Source organism: Serratia sp. GW822-FHT06D09 (assembly GCF_058799515.1).
Genome location: NZ_JBXALO010000004.1, coordinates 472180 through 492702, shown reverse-complemented (window position 1 = coordinate 492702; position 20523 = coordinate 472180). Strand labels below are relative to the sequence as shown.

At 56.6% G+C, this 20523-nt stretch carries 16 protein-coding genes; 3 read left to right on the top strand and 13 right to left on the bottom strand.

Annotated features, from left to right (window positions below; translation table 11 throughout):
• Positions 1–192 precede the first annotated feature (192 nt).
• The 4 genes from speB to AC1RKG_RS13130 form a co-directional block, all read right to left on the bottom strand.
• The gene (speB, locus tag AC1RKG_RS13145; RefSeq protein WP_044553357.1) at positions 193–1113 is read right to left on the bottom strand and encodes an agmatinase; all 921 of its coding nucleotides are present in this window, start codon (positions 1111–1113) and stop codon (positions 193–195) included.
• Positions 1114–2049: 936 nt separating this feature from the next.
• Positions 2050–4026, bottom strand: coding sequence for a biosynthetic arginine decarboxylase (gene speA, locus AC1RKG_RS13140; RefSeq protein ID WP_041414938.1), 1977 nt, complete (start codon positions 4024–4026; stop codon positions 2050–2052).
• Entirely contained in the window at positions 4019–4162 is a 144-nt protein-coding gene (locus tag AC1RKG_RS13135) for a virulence promoting factor (protein WP_115058053.1), read from the bottom strand. The genes speA and AC1RKG_RS13135 overlap by 8 nt, the downstream gene beginning before the upstream one ends.
• Before the next feature lie 98 nt (positions 4163–4260).
• Entirely contained in the window at positions 4261–4404 is a 144-nt protein-coding gene (locus AC1RKG_RS13130; protein ID WP_464773948.1) for a hypothetical protein, read from the bottom strand.
• Positions 4405–4921: 517 nt separating this feature from the next.
• Between AC1RKG_RS13130 and metK the strand changes: the two genes are divergently transcribed.
• A complete protein-coding gene (metK, locus tag AC1RKG_RS13125; protein ID WP_020828554.1) occupies positions 4922–6076 on the top strand; it encodes a methionine adenosyltransferase in 1155 nt (384 codons plus the stop codon).
• Between the two features lie 126 nt (positions 6077–6202).
• On the opposite strand, the gene AC1RKG_RS13120 is transcribed toward metK, so the two are convergent.
• The 9 genes from AC1RKG_RS13120 to hrpB form a co-directional block, all read right to left on the bottom strand.
• Positions 6203–6355, bottom strand: a complete 153-nt coding sequence (locus tag AC1RKG_RS13120; protein ID WP_493183230.1) for a Hok/Gef family protein — start codon at positions 6353–6355, stop codon at positions 6203–6205.
• Positions 6356–6734: 379 nt separating this feature from the next.
• On the bottom strand, positions 6735–7019 hold the full coding sequence (gene nadS / locus AC1RKG_RS13115) for a NadS family protein (protein WP_046372668.1): 285 nt from the start codon (positions 7017–7019) through the stop codon (positions 6735–6737).
• A 1-nt stretch (position 7020) separates the two neighbouring features.
• Entirely contained in the window at positions 7021–7353 is a 333-nt protein-coding gene (locus AC1RKG_RS13110) for a type II toxin-antitoxin system RelE/ParE family toxin (protein ID WP_046372667.1), read from the bottom strand.
• Positions 7354–7616: 263 nt separating this feature from the next.
• Positions 7617–9605 (bottom strand): Fe(3+)-hydroxamate ABC transporter permease FhuB, encoded by a 1989-nt coding sequence (gene fhuB / locus AC1RKG_RS13105; RefSeq protein WP_413510779.1) that lies wholly within the window; start codon positions 9603–9605, stop codon positions 7617–7619.
• Positions 9602–10510 carry a Fe(3+)-hydroxamate ABC transporter substrate-binding protein FhuD gene (gene fhuD, locus AC1RKG_RS13100; protein WP_046372665.1) on the bottom strand — a complete coding sequence of 303 codons (909 nt, stop codon included), beginning with the start codon at positions 10508–10510 and terminating at the stop codon, positions 9602–9604. The genes fhuB and fhuD overlap by 4 nt, the downstream gene beginning before the upstream one ends.
• Positions 10510–11307: a Fe3+-hydroxamate ABC transporter ATP-binding protein FhuC gene (gene fhuC, locus AC1RKG_RS13095; protein ID WP_046372664.1), complete on the bottom strand. Its 798-nt coding sequence runs from the start codon at positions 11305–11307 to the stop codon at positions 10510–10512. The genes fhuD and fhuC overlap by 1 nt, the downstream gene beginning before the upstream one ends.
• 47 nt (positions 11308–11354) lie before the next feature.
• On the bottom strand, positions 11355–13553 hold the full coding sequence (gene fhuA / locus AC1RKG_RS13090) for a ferrichrome porin FhuA (RefSeq protein ID WP_493183219.1): 2199 nt from the start codon (positions 13551–13553) through the stop codon (positions 11355–11357).
• A gap of 253 nt (positions 13554–13806) precedes the next feature.
• Entirely contained in the window at positions 13807–16311 is a 2505-nt protein-coding gene (gene mrcB / locus AC1RKG_RS13085) for a bifunctional glycosyl transferase/transpeptidase (protein ID WP_046372662.1), read from the bottom strand.
• Between the two features lie 288 nt (positions 16312–16599).
• Positions 16600–19062: an ATP-dependent helicase HrpB gene (hrpB, locus tag AC1RKG_RS13080; RefSeq protein ID WP_493183218.1), complete on the bottom strand. Its 2463-nt coding sequence runs from the start codon at positions 19060–19062 to the stop codon at positions 16600–16602.
• Between the two features lie 56 nt (positions 19063–19118).
• Here hrpB and thpR point away from each other — a divergent pair, with 56 nt between their 5' ends.
• Together thpR and sfsA are read left to right on the top strand one after the other, a co-directional pair.
• Positions 19119–19661, top strand: coding sequence for an RNA 2',3'-cyclic phosphodiesterase (thpR, locus tag AC1RKG_RS13075; protein ID WP_020828561.1), 543 nt, complete (start codon positions 19119–19121; stop codon positions 19659–19661).
• The gene (gene sfsA / locus AC1RKG_RS13070) at positions 19658–20365 is read left to right on the top strand and encodes a DNA/RNA nuclease SfsA (protein ID WP_115058047.1); all 708 of its coding nucleotides are present in this window, start codon (positions 19658–19660) and stop codon (positions 20363–20365) included. The genes thpR and sfsA overlap by 4 nt, the downstream gene beginning before the upstream one ends.
• Positions 20366–20523: the final 158 nt, after the last annotated feature.

Sequence of the window (20523 nt, the reverse complement as noted above, 5' to 3'; positions counted from 1 at the left end):
CAGCGTTGTTACCTGCACTCCCCCACCCCAGTAACTTACAAAAGTAAGCTCCTGGGGATGAGCGAGCTGGGTGCCTAGCTGCGACTTGAAATCCATAGGGTATATAGATACCGGTTGTGTGTATTTCTCTATGGTACCGTTACAAGCGACTCGGCTTACCGCCCATAACCGCCTGTTAATACTATTAGGAACTTATTTGGTTTTTTTAGCCGCTTGCAGATACAGCATCTCCAGACCCAGGGTCGCCGCAGCCAGCGCGGTGATTTCGGACTGGTCGTACGCCGGGGCGACTTCTACCACGTCCATACCGACGATGTTCAGCGACTGCATGCCGCGCACCAGTTTCAGTGCACGATCGGACGTCAACCCGCCGATGACCGGCGTACCGGTACCCGGTGCGAATGCCGGATCCAGGCAGTCGATGTCGAAGGTCAGATAAACCGGCATATCACCGACGATCTGTTTGATCTGAGCCAGCAGATCGTCAACGCTACGATCGTTAACCTGTGCCGCGTCCAGTACGGTGAAGCCGTTGTCATGGTCGAACTCGGTACGGATACCGATCTGCACCGAGCGAGTGGGATCGATCAGGCCTTCGTTCGGCGCATGGAAGAACATGGTGCCGTGATCGTATTGGCTGCCGTTGGCATAGGTGTCGGTATGGGCATCAAAGTGCACCAGTGCCAGTTTGCCGAAATGTTTGGCGTGTGCGCGCAACAACGGCAGAGTCACGAAGTGGTCGCCGCCGAAGGAGAGCATGCGCTTGCCGGCTTTCAGCAGTTTTTCCGCGTGCGCCTGCAGCTTGTCGCTCATGTCCTGAGCATCGCCGAAGTTGAACACCACGTCGCCGCAATCGACGACATTCAGACGATCGCGCAGGTCAAAGTTCCACGGCCAGCGGTTGCCTTCCCAAGCCAGGTTGGTGGAAACCTGACGGATTGCCGCCGGACCGTGACGGCCACCGGCGCGGCCGGAGGTTGCCATGTCAAATGGAATGCCGGTGATGACCCACTCTGCATCGCTGTCGTAAGGCATAAAGTTCAGCGGAAAGCGCAGGAAACCAAAAGCATTGGACACTAAGGAATTATCGGGCTGATGGCCTAAGGTACTCATAGTAAACCCTCATATTTCAACGTTTCGCCTGTTGAAAAATCACACAGACGCTGGCAAAAAAAAATCCCTCCCGCGTCGTTAGCCCGACGAGAAAGGGATCCATTCGAAATCTGTTTCAGTACTGCCTATGCAGCAGATTATCGCCGCATTTCGCTCGCGCTTCAAGAGCGCGCATCATCATATCGGCTGCTCGTCGTTAGCCAGTATATACCCTGAATCCTACCGTCGTGTGACCCTTGCCGTCCGCCGAGGTTTGAACTTTGTGATTTTGATCCCTTTAGCTGGCAAGAAAAATATATAGGTTAATTATGCAACCCACTTTATTAAAAATAGTTCAACAGAAATGTTAACAAGTAATTTTTACACCTTTAGATAACACGAGATCAGTAAAGCCATGTTTAATATTATGCCTGTGCGCCAATGGCGAATAATTAAAAACAAAAAACTTTATATCACGCTAGAAATTCTCACTTTCTTATCAAGTATTCCGTTGGGTTATCTTTGTTCTAAATTTGACTCACTGAATGAAATATCCATAGAGGTAGTGCTTATCTATGTTCCCGTATCCATGATCGCCGTAGACTATTTTTATCAGCGCCTTGTGGGTGAACAAGCGCTGTGGTAGTAATGAACGCGCTTATCAGCATCTGTAGGGGGCGGTAGTGATTATAAAATTTCTCAAAATATTTTCGCTTTTCTTTCTTTGCTATGCGCTTGTCTTTCTGGTTAAAGGGGAAACCATTAGCACCGGCATAATGCTTAAAACGCTAGGTTACTCTTTCCTTATCGCGTCTGGATATTTATTCGTTACCAGCCGCTGGTGGAAAAAACACGTCCTAAAATTGAAAGATGAGTAAATAAAATAGCCGGTCAGGCATCAGGGTATAAAAAAGGCCGGACATCCGTTGGATGCCCGGCCTTTCAGAAGCGCTCTACTTATTCATCTTCTAAATAAGTATAACCGTACAAACCGGCTTCGAACTCTTCCAGGAACTGCGCCTGCAGTTCGCTGTCCAGATCGGTTTCTTTCACCTGATCGCGGAACTTGGCCAACAGTGCGGTAGGGTCAAGCTGCACGTATTCCAGCATATCGGCAACGGTATCGCCTTCATCGGACAACTCGGTTTCTACCGTACCGTCAGGGAACACGAACACGTCAACCGAGGCGGTGTCGCCGAACAGGTTGTGCATGTTGCCGAGGATCTCCTGATAGGCGCCAACCATAAAGAAGCCCAGCGCCGGCGGGTTTTCCGGATCGTACGGCGGCATTGGCATGGTGGTCGCCACGCCGTCACCGTCGATGTAGTGATCGATGGTGCCATCCGAGTCACAGGTGATGTCCAGCAGCACCGCGCGACCTTCCGGCGGCTTATCCAGGCCTTCCAGCGGCAGTACTGGGAACAGCTGATCGATACCCCAGGCGTCCGGCATCGACTGGAACAGCGAGAAGTTGACGTAGAACTTGTCCGCCATACGCTCTTGCAGTTCGTCGATGATTGGGCGGTGTGCACGGTTGCTCGGATCCAACTGCTGCTGGATCTTGTTGCAGATGTTCAGATACAGCTGCTCAGCCCAGGCACGCTTGGTCAGATCCAACATGCCGTGTGCATATTGAGTATGAACGTCGTGCAGATCCATTTGGCTGTCGTGCAGCCATTCACGCAGCGAGCGGCGATTTTCCGGCTCGTTCATTTCCTGCCAGGTTTCCCACATGCTTTCCAGCGCGCGTGGCGCGTCTTCAGCAGGCGGTAATGGTTCGCTGAATTCGTTGCGTTCAACGCCGATCACGTTGGATACCAACACCGTATGATGCGCGGTCACTGCACGACCGGATTCGGTGATCACCGTCGGGTGCGGCAAACCGTGTTCATTACAGGCGTCGCCGATGCCCCAGATCACGTTGTTGGCGTATTCGTTCAGGCCGTAGTTCACCGAACAGTCGGACTGCGAACGGGTACCTTCATAATCTACGCCCAGACCGCCGCCCACGTCGAAGCACTGGATGTTCACGCCCAGCTTATGCAGTTCGACGTAGAAGCGCGCCGACTCACGTACGCCGGTGGCGATATCGCGAATATTGGCCAGCTGCGAACCCAAGTGGAAGTGCAGCAGTTGCAGGCTGTCGAGACGGCCCGCTTCACGCAGGGTTTCCACCAGCTTCAGTACCTGAATGGCTGCCAGACCGAACTTGGACTTTTCGCCGCCGCTCGACTGCCATTTACCGGAGCCTTGCGACGCCAGACGCGCACGCACGCCCAGGCGTGGTACCACGTTCAGCCGCTCGGCCTCTTCCAGCACCATGTTGATCTCGGACATCTTCTCGATCACCAGGTACACCTTGTGCCCCAGCTTTTCGCCGATCAGCGCCAGACGGATATATTCACGGTCTTTATAGCCGTTACAGACGATCACCGAGCGGGTCATACCAGCATGCGCCAGCACCGCCATCAGTTCGGCCTTGGAGCCGGCTTCCAGCCCCAGCGGTTCGCCGGAATTGACCAGAGATTCAATCACGCGGCGATGTTGGTTTACCTTGATCGGGTAAACCAGGAAATAGCCACCTTCATAGCCGAACGACTCACGCGCACGTTTGAACGCGGCATTGATCGAACGCAGACGGTGCTGCAGGATCTGCGGGAAGCAGAACAGTGCCGGTAGGCGTAAACCGTCGTTTTGACGCTGCTTCACCAGCTCGGCCAGATCGACACGTGCCTGCGGGACGTCCGGATCCGGGCACACGCTGATGTGGCCCAGTTCATTGACGTCATAATAATTGTTGCCCCAGTAGGCGACGTTATAAGTGCGCAGCATCTTGCTGGCATCACGATCATTCATGGCAACCTCCTGCATGGAGCGCAAAGATATAGATTCGCCCGTTGCTGACGGACGGTGAATCAAAAGATCATCAGACATTACTCGCCTCACATCGCGTACTGACGATACAGTCAGCCACTATCGCAGCTACAACCCGCGAGAACAACCCAACAAACCGCCCTTGCGGCAGCGAATAAAACTGCCGTTCGCGGTCAGCGATCGGTTTATTACTCATATAATTGTAAGACACCCTGTTCAAACCTCGTGAATCGGGTCAAGAAACATCCCACAGGAAGGCTGCAGGCTACCCTTGTTCAGTTCTTCAGACGACCGTTAACCGGCCCGAGAATCCTGAGTAGCGCCCAAGTGTTTATCACACCTGGAAGGTGGTGTAGAGACAAGACGGGAAATAGCAGAAGAATGTGCGCCAGAACGGCACTGCTGTTGAGAACCAACAACCGGTAGACAACGGATCATTAATCCAACCACCTCCACGCACGTCGCCCTCTATGAACGACTGAGCCTCTATTAATAGTGTAAGAACGTGACCGTTCTATGAAGCGGCGACGCCAAAGGTTGGCGTCTGCGGCTGACAATCAGACCACCCGTGGAGGCGTCACAGAAGTTTACAACTTCGTACCCCGCACTGTGCACCAAATGAGCCGCGCGCGCAGTTTATACCGATAACACGGGGAAAATGCAAAATGAAAATTTGTCGGAAACTGTTTCAAGCGATGAAAATGGCGCCGGAAGCTTTGCGCAAAAGAGCGAAAGGGCAAAAAAATACTGGCAATCCGGCTAAGGCCTGACCTAAAATAGACGTCCAGATGTTAATCCATCTATACTGGTTAACTGATAAACTGCTTAACGGCTTTGCCTGAGGGGCGTTGCAGGAAGCATCTCGCGCCATCAGCGGAAGACCCTTCGCTTTGATGCCGGATCTCCAGCGCTGTGCAGTAATTTCTAACCCGTCTTATGCAAGGTAAAGAACACCATGGCTAAACACCTATTCACGTCCGAATCCGTCTCCGAAGGACATCCTGATAAAATCGCTGACCAGATCTCCGATGCCGTTCTCGACGCCATCCTGGAACAAGATCCTAAAGCACGCGTAGCCTGCGAAACCTACGTTAAAACCGGCATGGTTCTGGTTGGCGGCGAAATCACCACCAGCGCCTGGGTAGATATCGAAGAGATCACCCGTAAAACCGTGCGCGAAATCGGCTATGTTCATTCGGATATGGGCTTCGACGCCAACTCTTGTGCCGTACTGAGCGCCATCGGCAAGCAATCCCCGGATATCAATCAGGGTGTTGACCGTACCGATCCTCTGGAACAGGGTGCTGGCGACCAGGGCCTGATGTTTGGCTATGCTACCAACGAAACCGAAGTGCTGATGCCGGCACCGGTGACCTACGCGCACCGCCTGGTGCAGCGCCAGTCCGAAGTCCGTAAAAACGGCACTCTGCCGTGGCTGCGTCCGGATGCGAAAAGCCAGGTCACCTTCCAATATGACGACGGCAAAATCGTCGGTATCGATGCGGTGGTACTGTCCACCCAGCATTCCGAAGATATCTCTCTGAAAGATCTGCAAGAAGCGGTGATGGAAGAGATCATCAAGCCGGTTCTGCCTGCAGAATGGCTGAGCGCCAGCACCAAATACCACATCAACCCGACCGGCCGTTTCGTTATCGGTGGCCCAATGGGCGACTGCGGCCTGACCGGACGTAAAATCATCGTTGATACCTACGGCGGCATGGCTCGTCACGGTGGCGGTGCGTTCTCCGGTAAGGATCCGTCCAAGGTTGACCGTTCAGCGGCTTACGCAGCGCGCTACGTGGCGAAAAACATCGTTGCCGCCGGCCTGGCTGACCGCTGTGAGATCCAGGTTTCCTACGCTATCGGCGTGGCGGAGCCAACCTCCATCATGGTGGAAACCTTCGGTACCGAGAAAGTCCCTACCGAACAGTTGACCCTGCTGGTACGCGAGTTCTTCGATCTGCGTCCATACGGCCTGATCCAGATGATGGATCTGCTGCAGCCGATCTACCGCGAAACTGCAGCTTACGGTCACTTCGGCCGCGAGCACTTCCCTTGGGAAGCGACCGACAAAGCAGAATTGCTGCGCGATGCTGCCGGCCTGAAATAAGCCTGCGTATCGAATGTGAAAACGGCAAGCCTTGGCTTGCCGTTTTTGTTTTTAGCGGATGGGTGCTCGTGGATCCACGCTCAAACAACCAACAGGCGGGAGCAATACTCCCGCCGTTGGGTTGCCTTACCTTTTGGATTCGTAAGCCAGAATGGCCGCAACTTCCGTGTTGCCCGATCGGATCCGCAGCTCACAAAGTTTGCTGCGTGTTATCCATGCCAGTAATATTACAGTGGCACAAATAACGACCAGTTTTAGGACACTCCCTTTGTTCGGCATCATGCCTCCTTCTCCTTGCCTCTCGGCGGGTAAGAAGCTAACCTAACGTTCTCTGGCGTTAGAGTTGGCCTCGGGTTGATGTATATCGACACGGGGCTTTTCTCTTTCTATCCCTTACGAATGCTCGGGACGAAAGATCCAGAGCACCCGCACGCAGTATATGCACCGCCCCTCAGATCTCAGCCCCCTTTCCACACTGAATACCCGTTCTGCGCAGCCGTACGCAAAGCTTTGCAATGGTATGAAAATACGAAAATAAAAAGCGCCAACAGTTGGCTGTTAGCGCTTAAGTGTACCCAGCAATTTTCTGGCTTTACTTGACTGTAATGATCTACTCATCCCAGACACTTTCATCGTGGATAAGAACACCGGAGATCGTCTAGTGTGAGGCAAGCTCACGGAAGAAAGCGGGGTTAGCCTGGATCGCCGCCAACACTTTTGCAGCCAGCCCGGTTGGGTTACGTCTTTTGGTTTCCCAGCTCTTAATGGTATCAACGCTGGTACCCAATACCTTTGCCATTTCGCTCTGAGAAACATTAAGCTGCGCCCTGATCGCCTTCACATCTGCGATATCATAACGCGTAACATTAGCAGGGGACTTAACCCCGTTCTTAATGGCGACAGCTTCTTCAAGAGACGTTTTCATATCGTCAAAAAAGCTCATGTCACACCTCATCTTTCAACAATTTCGTTAATTTCTTCAGCTCTGATTTTTCCATATCGGTCAGACTGTCTTTAATGCTTTTCGGATAGGCCATCACCAGATAGATCACCTCTTTGGTCGCCAGAAAGTAAATCACTCTGGCACTTCCCCTTTTTCCCTGGGGGCCTGTTGCCATCCTGACTTTCCGCAACCCGCCGGTTTTCTGTATCAAATCGCCTTTACCCGGTGATTCGATGAGTTCTTTCTGGAGTTCTTTTAGCTCGTCGTCCGTGGCTATTAGCTTGATCTGCCGCGTAAACATCGGGGTCTCAATAAATACTAGCGCATGACTCACTGGCACCCTCTCCATTTAAGGTACAAAGTACACCACAAAATGTACTATGTACACCAAGTTAACGTGAGTATGGGCACTCGAGATAGGATCCTGAGCCCCGCACGCAGTATATGCATCGCCCCTCAGATCTCAGCCCTCTTTCCACACTGAATACCCGTACTGCGCAGCCGCACGCAAAGCTTTGCAATGGTATGAAAAGACGAAAAAATAAAGGCCCAGCGATGCTGAGCCTTGGAGGATAGAAACGGCAGGAAGGACGTCGGTTACGAGGTTTGCTTACGCAGCAAATAAACGAAATACGGCGCCCCGATAAAGGTGGCCAGCAGCCCGGCAGGGATCTGGTACGGGAACATCACCATGCGGCCACACCAGTCGGCAAACACCATCAGCAAGCCCCCCAACAGCGCAGCTATCACCATCTGCGGTAACGCACGGCGGAAGCCCAGCATACGTGCCATATGCGGCGCCATCAGGCCGATAAAGCTCAACGGCCCCACGGTCAACGTCGCCATCGCCGTCAGCGTAGCAGCCAGCAGCAGAATGACCACTCGCACCGGCGTCAGCGCAATCCCCACCGAACGGGCCGTGGCACTGCCCAAAGGCAGAATACTGAGCCAGCGGCGACACAATGGCGCCAACGCGATCAGCAGCGCAGCAATGGCCGCCGTACGTATCGCCTGTTCCGGCGTCACCGAGTAGGTGGAACCTGAAATCCAGGTCAGCAACCCGCCCATACGCGGATCGCCGCTTGCCAGCAGCAGGAAAATAGTGGTGGTAAAGGCCGTGCTGAGCGCAATACCGGCCAGCAGCATGCGTTCGGTGGAAAAACCACCGCGCCCGGCGGCGATCATAATCACCAATAGCGTCGCCGCTGCCCCCAGGCTGCCGGCCGGCAGCAGCCAGACAAAGGCATCCCCCGGCACGATAAACAGCATGACCACCACGCCAAAGGCCGCGCCGGAGCTGATACCCAGCACTTCCGGGCTGGCCATCGGGTTGCCGGTCAGCTTTTGGATCAAGGTCCCCGCCACCGCCAGCATCATGCCCGCAGCCAGCGCTGACAGCACGCGTGGCCAGCGCCACGGCATCAATGACTCCAGCTCTGCGCCCTGGCTCCAGTGCCAGCCTGTGGCGTTCTGACCAAACATCAATGCCACGGCAATGCCGGCCAGCAACACCGTCGCTGCCAGTGCTGCCCACCCCCACAGATGACCGCGTTCGGCAGGTACCCTGTCACCCAGGTTCATTGGTGGCGGCGTAGCGGCACTGCGCAACCGCGGCAACAACCACAGCAACAGCGGAGCACCAAACAGCGCCGTTGCCGCCCCGGTCGGGATCTCACGCCAGACCTGCGTCAACCAGATCATCACCTGGTCGGTCAACCACAGCAGCAGCGCCCCCAGCAACGGCGCCAGCATCATGCGATGCGCCAGACGGCGCGCGCCCAGCATTTTTGCCATCAGCGGTGCAAACAGGCCAATAAAGCCAATGACGCCTACCGCATTCACCAACATCGCACTGAAAATTATCGCCACCGCCAGCGCGCAAAAACGCGCCATCGACAACCCTAAACCCAGATTGCGCGCAACACCATCGTCCAGCCCCAGCAAGGTCAGCGGGCGCAACAACAGCACAGCCAACACCCCGGCAATCAGCAGGCGCGGCAGGATAAACTGCGCGGTGCTCCAGTCCTGCTGGTTTAACGCACCGGTGCTCCACAGGAACAGACCCTGCAGTTGATCGTAGTTGAACAGTGCCAGCAGACTGTTGACCGCCCCGCAATACAGCCCCAGCACCAGCCCGGCCAGGATCAGCGTCACCGGGGACATACGTTTGCCCCAGGCCACGCCGAACACCAGCCCGCCGACCAGGATGGCGCCAGCCATTGCCGCCAGTTGCCGGGTCATCTCACCGCCCGGCAACATCCACAAAGTGGCAATAGTCAGCCCAAGCTGCGCCCCAGCTGACACGCCGAGCGTCGCCGGTTCCGCCAGCGGATTGCGCAGCACCTGCTGGAACAGTACGCCAACCAGCCCCAAGCCGGCACCGGCCAACAGAGACACCGACAGCCGTGGCAACAGGCTGTAGTGGAACAACATTTGGCGCACATCGTCGATGTTCGGCGCGCTCAGCGCCTGTCCCCACAGTGCCCAGGGCAGCTGTTGCAGCAGATTGTAGATCGTCAGGCCGCCCGCCGCCGCCAACAGTAACAGCAGCAATGTCAGCGGTAATGCGCGAATGCGTGCGCTCATGAATAACTCTCCTGCGCCTGCTCCAGCAGATGGCAAAAACGCATCGCTGACAGCGTCGCGCCGTAAAACCACACAGCCGGCACCTGACGCAATTGGTTCTGCCTGACAAACGGCAATGCCTGCCACAGTGGGGTAGAACTGACTTTTTCCATCATGGCCTGATTGCCGTGATCGAGATAAATCGCGCGCGCATTTTTTACCGCCGTCAGGCGCTCAATGCCCACTACCGCCGTACCCCAGAAATTGGTTTCTCCCTCCCAGGCATTTTGGATCCCAAGCTGGTCCATCACCTCCTGGAACAGGCTTTTCTGGCCAATGACCAGCGCATGGCGCGTGTCCAGCAGGGAGAACAGCAGCAGCGGCTGTCGGCTGTAAGACTGCAGCCGCTGACGCGCATCCTGGATAAATCGGTCGAACTGGATCAGGTGCTGCTCTGCCCGTGCCTCAAGGCCCAGCCGCTGCGCCAGTTGCACTAACGACTTCCGGCCCACCGTCAGCGGTTTGCCGCTGCCGTCATTGAAGCCGAAGCTCATGGTCGGGCCGATAGGGGCCAGCTTTTGCGGCGTCGGCCCGTATCCCTGCGACAGCAGCAACAGCGAGGGGCGCAGCTGCTGCAGCAATTCCAGATTCGGTTCGGTGCGTTGACCGACGTCGATCACCGACGCCGGCATTTTCGGCTCTTCTACCCACAGGTTGTAGTTGTGGATATCCGCGACGGCCAGCGGCGTGATCCCCAGAGCCAGCAGCAGCTCGACAGGCAACCACTCCAGCGCCACAATGCGCGCAAGATCGGGTGGCGTTGCCGCAGCCTGGCTCGGCAAGGAAAACAGCAGGGGCGACAGCGCCATGGCCGTCAGCAGGCGACGGCGAACGGCATCATGATGAAAATCAGAAGAATCAGGCATCAGTAGACAAAACTCACCGGCGCGCCGCCGCTTGGATGCGGCAGCGTACCCATAGGAATACCGTAGATTTGCTCCAGCACGTCACCCTGCATCAACTCCAGCGGGGTGCCCTGGGCAATCATCTCGCCGCCGCGCAACGCCACCAGATGGTCGCAGTAGCGTGCGGCCATATTGATGTCATGCAGCACCGCAATCACCGTCAGGCCACGCTCATGGCTCAAACGTTGGATCAAAGCCAGTACCTCAACCTGATGGGCAATATCCAGCGCCGAGGTCGGCTCGTCCAGCAACAGGCAGCGGCTGTCTTGCGCCACCATCATCGCCAGCCAGGCGCGTTGGCGCTCGCCGCCGGACAGGCTATCGACCAGGCGGTTGGCAAACGGCTTCAGCCCCACCAGCGCAATCGCCTCTTCCACCTGCTGGCGATCGTTAACACCAAAGCGGCCCAAGGCGCCATGCCAGGGGTAGCGGCCAATCGCCACCAGTTCGCGCACCGTCATCCCTTCCGCGGCGGGCAATTGTTGAGGGAGATAAGCGACCTGACGTGCGAAGGCCTTGCTGTCCCATTGGCTCAGCAGTTGCTGGTTAAGCCGCGCCGTACCGGCGGTTGGATTTTGGTGGCGACCGAGAATTTTCAGCAAGGTCGATTTGCCGGAGCCGTTGTGGCCGATCAGCCCGCAGACTTTCCCCACGGGAAAGGTCAACGACAAGGGTTGTAGCAGCACGCGGCCGGGAACGGCAAAGCTGGCGCTGTCCAGGGTAAAGGTGGCGTCGTGATTGAGGTGTTTATCCTGCATAGGTCCTACTCTGTCCGGGGCGACATGGCGCCGCCCCGGTAATCCGATTAGAAGCGGAAGGTTGCGGTGGCGACCACCTGACGTTCAGCGCCCCAGTAGCAGCCATAGGTGGCAAAGCAGCTGGAGACGTATTCTTTATCAAACAGGTTGTTCACGTTGATGCCAATCGAGGAGCCTGGCAGATTGAAACGCGCCAAATCGTATTTTATCGCCGCATCTACAACCGTATAGTCCTTTACTTTAAAGGTGTTGGCTTCATCACCATAGCTGGAACCGACATAACGAACGCCGGAGCCCAGGGTCAACCCGCTGAGTGCGGTTTCATGGAAGGTGTAATCCGCCCACACTGAAGCCATATGTTTTGGAATCGCCGCCGGGGTATTGCCCTGTAGCGTGGTGTCCTTGGTGTACTCGGCATCCGTGTAGGTATAAGACCCCAGCAGGTTGACGTTGGCCGTCAGTGCGGCTTTGCCTTCCAGCTCTACCCCGCGGGAGCGGATCTCCCCTCCTAGCACGCTAGCAAACGAGTGTTCCGGATCGGGATCCGCCACCTTATTGTTGGTTTTGGTCAGCTGATAAATCGCAATGCTGGCAGTAATTGGGCGATCTTTAGGTGCAAACTTCACCCCGGCTTCATACTGCTTGCCTTTGGAAGCGGCGAAGGTATTGCCACTAAAGTCAGTCCCTGAAGTAGGTTCAAAGGATTCACTGTAGCTGACATAGGGCGCAATGCCGTTTTCAAATACATAGTTCAAACCCGCGCGGCCGGTGAACTCGTTGTCCTTCTGTTTTGATACCAAATTCTGTTTCAGGCGGTTGGTGCTGTTGGTGTCGCTCCAGTCATAACGCCCGCCCATGGTCAGTACCCAGTTGTTCCACTCGGCCTGATCCTGCACGTAAAGCCCGGTCTGCTCTTGGCGGTTAACCTGGCTGGCGCCGCCGGTAATGGTATAGCTTTGATTGCCGTACTGCGGCGCCACCACATTAAGGCTAGAAGCACTGCCATACTGATAAACGACGTCGTTACGCATACGCATGTAGTCCACACCCATCAGCAAGGTGTGAGCAACCGCTGCCGTCGCAAACTTTGCCTGCGCCTGAGTGTCCACTGCAAAACTCGACAAATGCTCTTTCGAGTTCATCACCCCACGCGTCAACTCTGCAGGATTGGTCGCGCTGATGCCCTGGCCATAGATAGAACGGTAGTCCACGTCCATCTTGGAATAACGCAGGTTTTGACGCAGGGTCCACACATCATCAAAGCCATGCTCAAAGGCGTATCCCACCATCTGTTGCTTACGCGAGATGTTGTTATAACCCGGCTCACCGTCGTTGAAACTGGTTGGCAACTTGCCGTTAATCCCATTTTGTACCGTGCCCTCTTTCGGCAGCCAGCCATAGAAGCCCACGCTTGGGTCATCCTGGAAACTGCTGAGGAATGTCAGTGACGTACGATCATCCGGCCGCCAGCTGAAAGAAGGCGCAATCGCATAGCGTTTGCTCTTCTCACCGACCTGCTGCTGATCTTCATCTCGCGCCAGACCGGTCAAGCGATAGGAATAAATGCCGTCATCATCCAATGCCCCGCCAAAGTCGAAGCCGGTCTGGAACAGATTGTCGGTACCCATTTTAAACTGAACTTCACGCAGGGTTTCCGTGGTCGGCCGCTTACTGACCAAGGCGACAACCCCGCCCGGGTTGCTCTTGCCATAAAGCACCGACGAAGGGCCACGCAACACTTCCGCACGTTCCAGGAAGTAAGGGTCAATTTGGTAAATGGAATAGTTATCGTCCTGCAGCTTCAGCCCATCCAGGTACATGTTGGTACCTACCGAACTGAAACCACGAATATTTACGGCATCATAAGCGGTAGAGGCGCCGCGGTTGCCCACCATTACGCCCGGCGTATAAGCCAGTGCGCCTTTTACCGTATCCGGCTGGCGCATATCCATCTCTTCACGCGTCACGACGGAAACCGACTGCGGAGTCTTTTCAATCGGCGTGTCGGTTTTGGTACCGGTGGCACTGTGTTTGGCCGCGTAGGTCCCTACCGGTCCCCAGGCGTTTTCCTGCTGCGATTGGCTGCTGCCCACCACGGTAAGGGTCTCTTCCTTGGCGGCGGACTTGGTATCGGCGGAAAATGCCGGCATAGCCAGCGTGCCAAGGGCGGCAGCGATAGTCATCGCTAACCCACTGACGTGAGAACGGCTCTGCTTGGCCGCGGAAGGAAGACGCTTGGTCGACATAGGTGGTTTCTCTGATGAATTATTTGATAACGAATGTAAACGATAATAATTATTATAATCGCGGCATTTTATGCAGAAGCTAAATTAAACTGCAAGTCGAATTCGGCCGGTAAATTGGTGTGCGATTAACCGCTTAGCCACATCAAGCAGGTGGAAATAAACTGCGCAAAGAAATAAAAAAGCCCGCAACGGGAAGTTACGGGCTTAATAATAAAGAAAAACTTTTCACCTGAGCGGTGACAAGCAAGGTCGCTTACTTGCCGAACATGTCCTTGATCCAGCCGGCAACGCCGTCAGCATCTTTTTGTTCGCCCGCTGGCTGTTGCTGCTGCTCTTGTTGCTGCTGCTGAGCGGCCTGACTCGCCTGGCACAGCCCCTGCGGATTATCGGTCCATACCGGAATGGTACGCCCACCGCCGCCACAGACGAAGTTACCGCTGCCGTCGATAGTCATCTGGTTGATACCTTCCGGCGGTTGCAGCATCAGCGGCAGCGGCGTCTGGTTTTCCAGATAGCGGCGATACAGCGTCAGCGCACCGTTGGCACCGGTCAGCTTGGCTGGGCCGTTGTTATCGCGCCCTACCCAGGCGATAGCCACTTCTTTACCGTCGATACCGGCAAACCAGCTGTCGCGCAGGTCGTTGGTGGTACCGGTTTTCGCCGCCAGATTGTAGTTGGGGAATTTCACCGACAATGAGCGGGAAGTCCCGCGCGCTACGCCCTGCTGCATCGCATACAGCGTCAGGTAAGCCGCCTGGGCCGGTACCACGCGTTCCGCCTGCGGGAAGCTCTGGTACAGCACTGAGCCGTCTTCAGCAATCACCGAACGCACCGCAGACAGCGGAGCACGGTTACCGCCACCGGCAATGGTCTGGTATTCCTGCGCCACTTCCATCGGCGTCAGGCCAATCGCGCCGAGCAGCATCGAAGGCACCGGATTGATTTCAGCTTTCGGAATGCCCAAACGCTGCAGCGTTGCGCTGACCTGATCCAGGCCAACCGACATACCCAGGTTTACCGTCGGTACGTTGAGTGAAAAGGCAAGGCCATCCACCAGCATCACCTGCCCGCGGAACTTGCGGTCATAGTTGTTTGGCTGCCAGACGGTACCGTTCGACAATTTCAGCGTCAGCGGCTGATCCGCCAGCCAGGTGTTCAGACGATATTTGTCCGGCTCAGACAGCGCAGTCAGGTACGTCGGCGGCTTGGCCAGTGAACCGACCAGGCGACGCGCCTGCATGGCACGGTTAAACCCGGCAAACTGCGGGTTGGCACCGCCGACCATGGCGCGAACTTCGCCGCTGAAACGATCGACAATCACCATCGCCGCTTCCAGATCCTGAACATGACGAGCCGCCTTCAGGGCCGGCACGCCGTCTTCAACCGCTTTTTCCGCCGCATCTTGCGACACCGGATCCAGCGTGGTGAAGATTTTCACCCCGGACAAGTCGTTAACCTTGTCGCCCAGCTTGGCTTGCAGCTCCTGACGCACCATCTGCATAAACGCCGGCTGCGGTGTGATCACCCCACCTTTCGGCTGCACGCCCAGTGGACGAGCGCTGAGCATGTCGTACAGTTCAGCATCAATAACGCCCTGGTTCTGCAGCAGTTTGAGCACCAGGTTACGACGTTCCAGCGCCAGCTTCGGGTTACGCCAAGGGTTGTACAGTGACGCGCCCTTGACCATGCCCACCAGCAGCGCCTGCTGATCCAGGCTCAGTTCGTCCACCGGGCGGCCGAAGTAATACAGGCTGGCCAACGGGAAACCGCGAATTTGATCGTTGCCGCTCTGGCCGAGATAAACCTCGTTCAGATACAGCTCAAGGATGCGATCCTTGCTGTAACGGTAATCCACCAACAACGCCATGTAGGCTTCATTGGCCTTACGCCACAGCGAACGCTCGTTGGTCAGGAACAGGTTTTTTACCAACTGCTGCGTCAGGGTACTGCCGCCCTGCACCGCACGTCCGGCGGTCAGGTTAGCCAGCACCGCACGACCGATGGAGTAAGGGCTGATGCCGTCATGCTCATAGAAGTGACGGTCTTCGGTGGCAATCAGCGTATCCACCAGCAGGTCAGGGAAACCGGCGCGCGGCACGAACAGCCGCTGTTCGCCGTTCGGCGACTGCAACATGGTGATCAGACGCGGATCGAGACGGAAGAAGCCGAAGCTGCGCTGGTTTTCCATGTTCTCGATATTCGCGAGACGGTTGTTCTGGAAATTCAGACGCGCGTGGATCTGCCCTTCTTTGCCGTCCGGGAAATCAAACGGACGACGCAGCAACTCGATGCTGTTGGCCTGCACGGTAAACTCACCCGGGCGCGTCATGCGGCTTACCTGGCGGTATTGCATGCCCTCGAGTAAATTGACCATTTCCTTTTTGCTGTACGGCATGCCCGGTTCCAGGTTGACCATGCGGCCATAAACCGCCGCCGGCAACTGCCAGACCTTGCCGTCAATGCGGCTGCGGATCTGCGAATCCAGGTACACGCCGTAGATCGCCAACAGCACGGCAACCACCAGAATCAGTTTGATCAGCAGGCCGAGCCAACGGCGTTTTTTACGCGGCGGAGTCGCTTTTACCTTACGCGGCATGCGTTCTTCCTCGTCTTCATAATCATCATCGTCATCCTGGTACTCGTCTTCCTCGTAATCATCGTAATCGTCATCTCGACGACGGCGCGGCGGCTTGCGCGACGCGGTGCGTGTTGGTTGTTTCCCTTTGCGCCCGATGGGCTCGCGGTCATCCCCAGCCATTGCTGTTGTTCTCCAGACTTGGCGGCACTGCCGGCCATTATGAGTCGCTTAATCTGTCGCGGCGCCAGACCGCTGAACAGAAGAAACATCTGAATTCTTCTTCTAAATAATTGGCGTTGCATCACAACAAAACCAACGGTTTTGTTGAACAGCGCTTGCGCTGGCCCCAACGGGGCGAGGCTCTGCCGAGTAACGCGGTGAGAGAGCTTATCCCGATGAGCTTACTCTAGTAAGTGATTCGGGTAAGTGAACACAGCCAACACAGATGCGGCGTCAAATATGACGAGGCTACTGATATTTTTTCGTGCGCCGCGTCGGGGCGGTATTCGCCGGATCGTCCGGCCACACGTGTTTCGGGTAGCGCCCTTTCATCTCTTTTTGCACTTCCCGGTAAGCCCCCTGCCAGAACGCCGCCAGATCGCCGGTAATTTGCAACGGCCGGTGCGCCGGTGAGAGTAACTCAAGCACCACCGGGATGCGACCTTCGGCCAACATCGGGCTGCGCTGTTCACCGAACACTTCCTGTAAACGCACCGCCAGCGCCGGAGGTTTTCCAGCATCATAACGGATGGGCAAGCGGCTGCCGGTCGGCACAGTGTAATGAGTGGGTAGCGCATTATCCAGCCGCTGTTTTTGCTGCCAGTTCAGCAACCGCGCCAAAGCCTCGGCGATATTCACCTGTTTTAATCCGCGCATGTCCCGCACGCCACCGAGCGACGGCAATAACCACTGCTCCAGCGAGGCCAACAGCGACTCATCGTCGACCGGCGGCCAGGCGGCCTCCGGCAACCAGTTTTGCGCGCACTGCAAGCGCAGCCGCAGCTGTTCGGCGGCGGTATCCCAGTTGAGTACCGCTATGCCCTGAGCGCGAACCCAGTTAATCAATGCCTGCTGCAGCTCTTCGTCCGCCGGCTTGGCCAACGGTTGAGCACGCAGCGTCAGACGACCAATTTGCTGGCGTTTCCAGGCACGTAAAGTGCCCTTTTCTTCATCCCATTCCACCGCCGTTTGCTGGGAAACCATCGCCGGCAACTGCGCCGCCAGTGCATCAATTTCCACCGGCAACGCGAGCAGGATACGCGCATCGGGGCTGTTGTGCCCCTGTAGCAGGCTTGGCACGATAAGCCAAGGGGCACGTGACAATGCTTCATCCTGATTCATCGCCGCGCCCATGCCGTTGGCCAGCAGATAGCGGCCATCCTGCCCCCGTCGTTGGGCAATGCGATCGGTAAACGCCAATGCCAGCAGCCGCGGTGCCAGTTCGACATCAATCCGCCCCGCTTTCACCTGCAGACGGCGAGCTAGCTGTGTGGCGCGGCGCTGCCAATTTGGCTGCGGACGACTCAGCCAGTAGCCGATATCCATTTGCCCACCGCGCGGGGGTTCCTCCAGCAACGCAGCCAAAGCAGCGGCCGTCGCCAACCCATCCGCCCCCAGTTCTGCGCCGTGGGTCAGCATCGCCGCCAAACGCGGCTCACAGCCCAGAACAGCCATTTGTCGGCCCCGCGCCGTGAGCTTATCGGCGTCATCGGTGGCGCCAAGCTGCTGCAATAGCCTTTTTGCGGCGGTCAGCGCCGTTTCCGGCGGACGGTCGAGCCAGGTCAGTTGCCCGACGTCATGGCAACCCCATTGCAGCAGCTCCAGCCAAAAACCAGCGAGATCGCTTTGCAGGATTTCCGGCTCGGCGTGCTCTGCCGCCCGTTCAGCCTGCTCTTTGGCAAACAGATGCCAGCAGATGCCCGGTTCCAGACGCCCGGCGCGGCCTGCACGCTGGATCATCGACGCCTGGCTGACTCGCTGAGTCACCAGCCGCGTCAGACCATTGCGCACGTCATAACGCGCAACGCGTTCCAAGCCACTGTCCACCACCAACCGAATACCTTCGATGGTCAGACTGGTTTCGGCAATATTGGTCGCCAGCACCACTTTACGGCGACCGGTCGGCGCCGGTTGAATCGCCTTCTGCTGCTGCGCCAGCGGTAAAGCGCCGTACAGTGGGCACAGCTCGGTATCGGCCGCCACTTCACCGTTCAACCGCTCCAGCACCCGGTTGATTTCTGCCACGCCGGGCAGGAACAGCAGCAGCGATCCCGTTTGCTCAGACAGCAGGCGCTTCACCGCCGCCGCCACGCCGTCTTCCAGCCGTTGGTGGCTGGCCAGGGGCTGATACTGGCGCTCTACCGGGAAGCTGCGCCCGGAAGATACCACCGCCGGTGCCTGTGGCAACAGCTGCGCCAAACGGGCATTATCCAGCGTCGCCGACATGATCAGCAGTTTCAGATCGTCGCGCAGCCCTTGTTGGACGTCCAGCAATAGCGCCAACGCCAAATCGGCCTGCAGGCTGCGCTCGTGGAATTCGTCGAGGATCACCAGTGAAACGCCCTGCAGCTCGGCATCCTGCTGCAGCATGCGGGTGAGAATGCCTTCGGTCACCACCAGCAGCTTGGTCTCCGGCCCGCTTTTGCTTTCGGCGCGCATGCGGTAGCCCACGGTCTGACCGGGCTCTTCCCCTAACTGCTGCGCCAACCGGTACGCCACGTTCTTCGCCGCCAACCGCCGGGGTTCGAGCATGATAATGCGGCCAGGCAATCCGGCTTTAGCCAGGATCTGCAATGGCAGCCAGGTCGATTTACCGGCGCCGGTCGGCGCATGCAGCAGAACCTGCGGAGCGGATTGCAGCGCAGTGAGCAATTCATCAAGAACCGCGCTGACGGGCAGTGAAGACACAGAACTCTCCGTAGTGGTTAACATTAGACGGCGCACATTGTAGCATTAGACTCTGCGTTTCATTTACTTGCCGGGTATCTATGTCCAGTTCGCGCCGCCTGTTTTTCGCCCTGACCTTGCCTGATGCGCTGCAGCAGCAGGTGATCCGCTGGCGTGCCGATGCCTTTACGCCGGAAGCCGGTCGGCCGGTCGCGGCCGCCAATTTGCACCTGACGCTGGCCTTTCTCGGCGACGTCACGGCGCAGAAAGAAACGGCGTTGAAAAAACTGGCCGGTCGCATCAGTCAGCCCGGTTTCAGCATGGTGCTCGATGATCTCGGTCACTGGCCGCGTCCCGGCGTCGTTTGGCTTGGCACCCGGCGCGCACCACGTGGGCTGTTGCAACTGGCGGAATTGCTGCGCTCGCAGGCGGCGCGCAGCGGCTGCTACCAAAGCCCAATGCCGTTTCATCCGCATATCACCCTGCTGCGCTCCGCGACCCAGCCGGTCGCCATACCGCCCGCAACGCCGGGCTGGCACTTCAGCGCCAACGAATTCGCCTTATACCAGTCAGTTTTTGAAAACGGCCGCACGCGTTATCAGATGCTTGAACAATGGCCCTTAGCCCCTCAGGACACCCCATGATTTTTACGCCCCCCCTGCGCCATGCCACGCTGATTAAACGTTACAAACGCTTTCTGGCGGACGTCGTCACGCCAGAAGGGGAAACCTTCACGCTGCACTGCGCCAATACCGGGGCCATGACCGGCTGTGCGACTCCCGGCGACACCGTTTGGTACTCCACCTCGGATAATGCCAAACGCAAATACGCCCACAGCTGGGAACTGACGCATACCCAACAGGGGGATTGGATCTGCGTAAATACCCTGCGTGCCAATGGGCTGGTACGCGAGGCAATCGAACAGAATCTAATCAATGAATTATCCGGTTACAGTAAAATCAGCAGCGAAGTAAAATATGGCAGTGAAAATAGCCGTATCGATTTGTTATTACAGGCAGAAAATCGAGCCAACTGCTATATTGAAGTTAAGTCAGTCACATTACTGCAACAACAACGTGGTTACTTTCCTGATGCGGTAACGCTCAGAGGACAGAAACACTTGCGTGAGTTGCAAAGCGTGGTTGAAAACGGGCAACGGGCGGTATTGTTCTTTGCTGTGTTACATAGCGGTATTGAGCAGGTCGCACCGGCACATCATATAGATGAGCGTTATGCGGCACTGTTGGCACAGGTTCAGCAGTTGGGCGTAGAAGTGGTTTGTTATGGGGCTAAATTATCACCTGACGGTATATCTCTCTGCGATAAGTTACCGTTTTTTATCGATTAGCGCTGACCGGGTACAAATAATCCGACTACCGGTTATCGCATCGCCAAATACGCCTTCCTTCACACCATTGTCAAGCAGGCGACAGGAATAATTGCCAACCTACTCCCCATCTGGTATTTATAGCGGCCTGTTTTTCCCCCGCATTGGGGATTCGATAG

Bases quoted from the DNA above. Each gene is read 5' to 3' on its own strand.
- speB (WP_044553357.1), bottom strand. From the start codon at position 1,113: ATGAGTACCTTAGGCCATCAGCCCGATAATTCCTTAGTGTCCAATGCT.
- speA (WP_041414938.1), bottom strand. From the start codon at position 4,026: ATGTCTGATGATCTTTTGATTCACCGTCCGTCAGCAACGGGCGAATCT.
- AC1RKG_RS13135 (WP_115058053.1), bottom strand. From the start codon at position 4,162: ATGAGTAATAAACCGATCGCTGACCGCGAACGGCAGTTTTATTCGCTG.
- AC1RKG_RS13130 (WP_464773948.1), bottom strand. From the start codon at position 4,404: ATGATCCGTTGTCTACCGGTTGTTGGTTCTCAACAGCAGTGCCGTTCT.
- metK (WP_020828554.1), top strand. From the start codon at position 4,922: ATGGCTAAACACCTATTCACGTCCGAATCCGTCTCCGAAGGACATCCT.
- AC1RKG_RS13120 (WP_493183230.1), bottom strand. From the start codon at position 6,355: ATGCCGAACAAAGGGAGTGTCCTAAAACTGGTCGTTATTTGTGCCACT.
- nadS (WP_046372668.1), bottom strand. From the start codon at position 7,019: ATGAGCTTTTTTGACGATATGAAAACGTCTCTTGAAGAAGCTGTCGCC.
- fhuB (WP_413510779.1), bottom strand. From the start codon at position 9,605: ATGAGCGCACGCATTCGCGCATTACCGCTGACATTGCTGCTGTTACTG.
- fhuD (WP_046372665.1), bottom strand. From the start codon at position 10,510: ATGCCTGATTCTTCTGATTTTCATCATGATGCCGTTCGCCGTCGCCTG.
- fhuC (WP_046372664.1), bottom strand. From the start codon at position 11,307: ATGCAGGATAAACACCTCAATCACGACGCCACCTTTACCCTGGACAGC.
- fhuA (WP_493183219.1), bottom strand. From the start codon at position 13,553: ATGTCGACCAAGCGTCTTCCTTCCGCGGCCAAGCAGAGCCGTTCTCAC.
- mrcB (WP_046372662.1), bottom strand. From the start codon at position 16,311: ATGGCTGGGGATGACCGCGAGCCCATCGGGCGCAAAGGGAAACAACCA.
- hrpB (WP_493183218.1), bottom strand. From the start codon at position 19,062: ATGTTAACCACTACGGAGAGTTCTGTGTCTTCACTGCCCGTCAGCGCG.
- thpR (WP_020828561.1), top strand. From the start codon at position 19,119: ATGTCCAGTTCGCGCCGCCTGTTTTTCGCCCTGACCTTGCCTGATGCG.
- sfsA (WP_115058047.1), top strand. From the start codon at position 19,658: ATGATTTTTACGCCCCCCCTGCGCCATGCCACGCTGATTAAACGTTAC.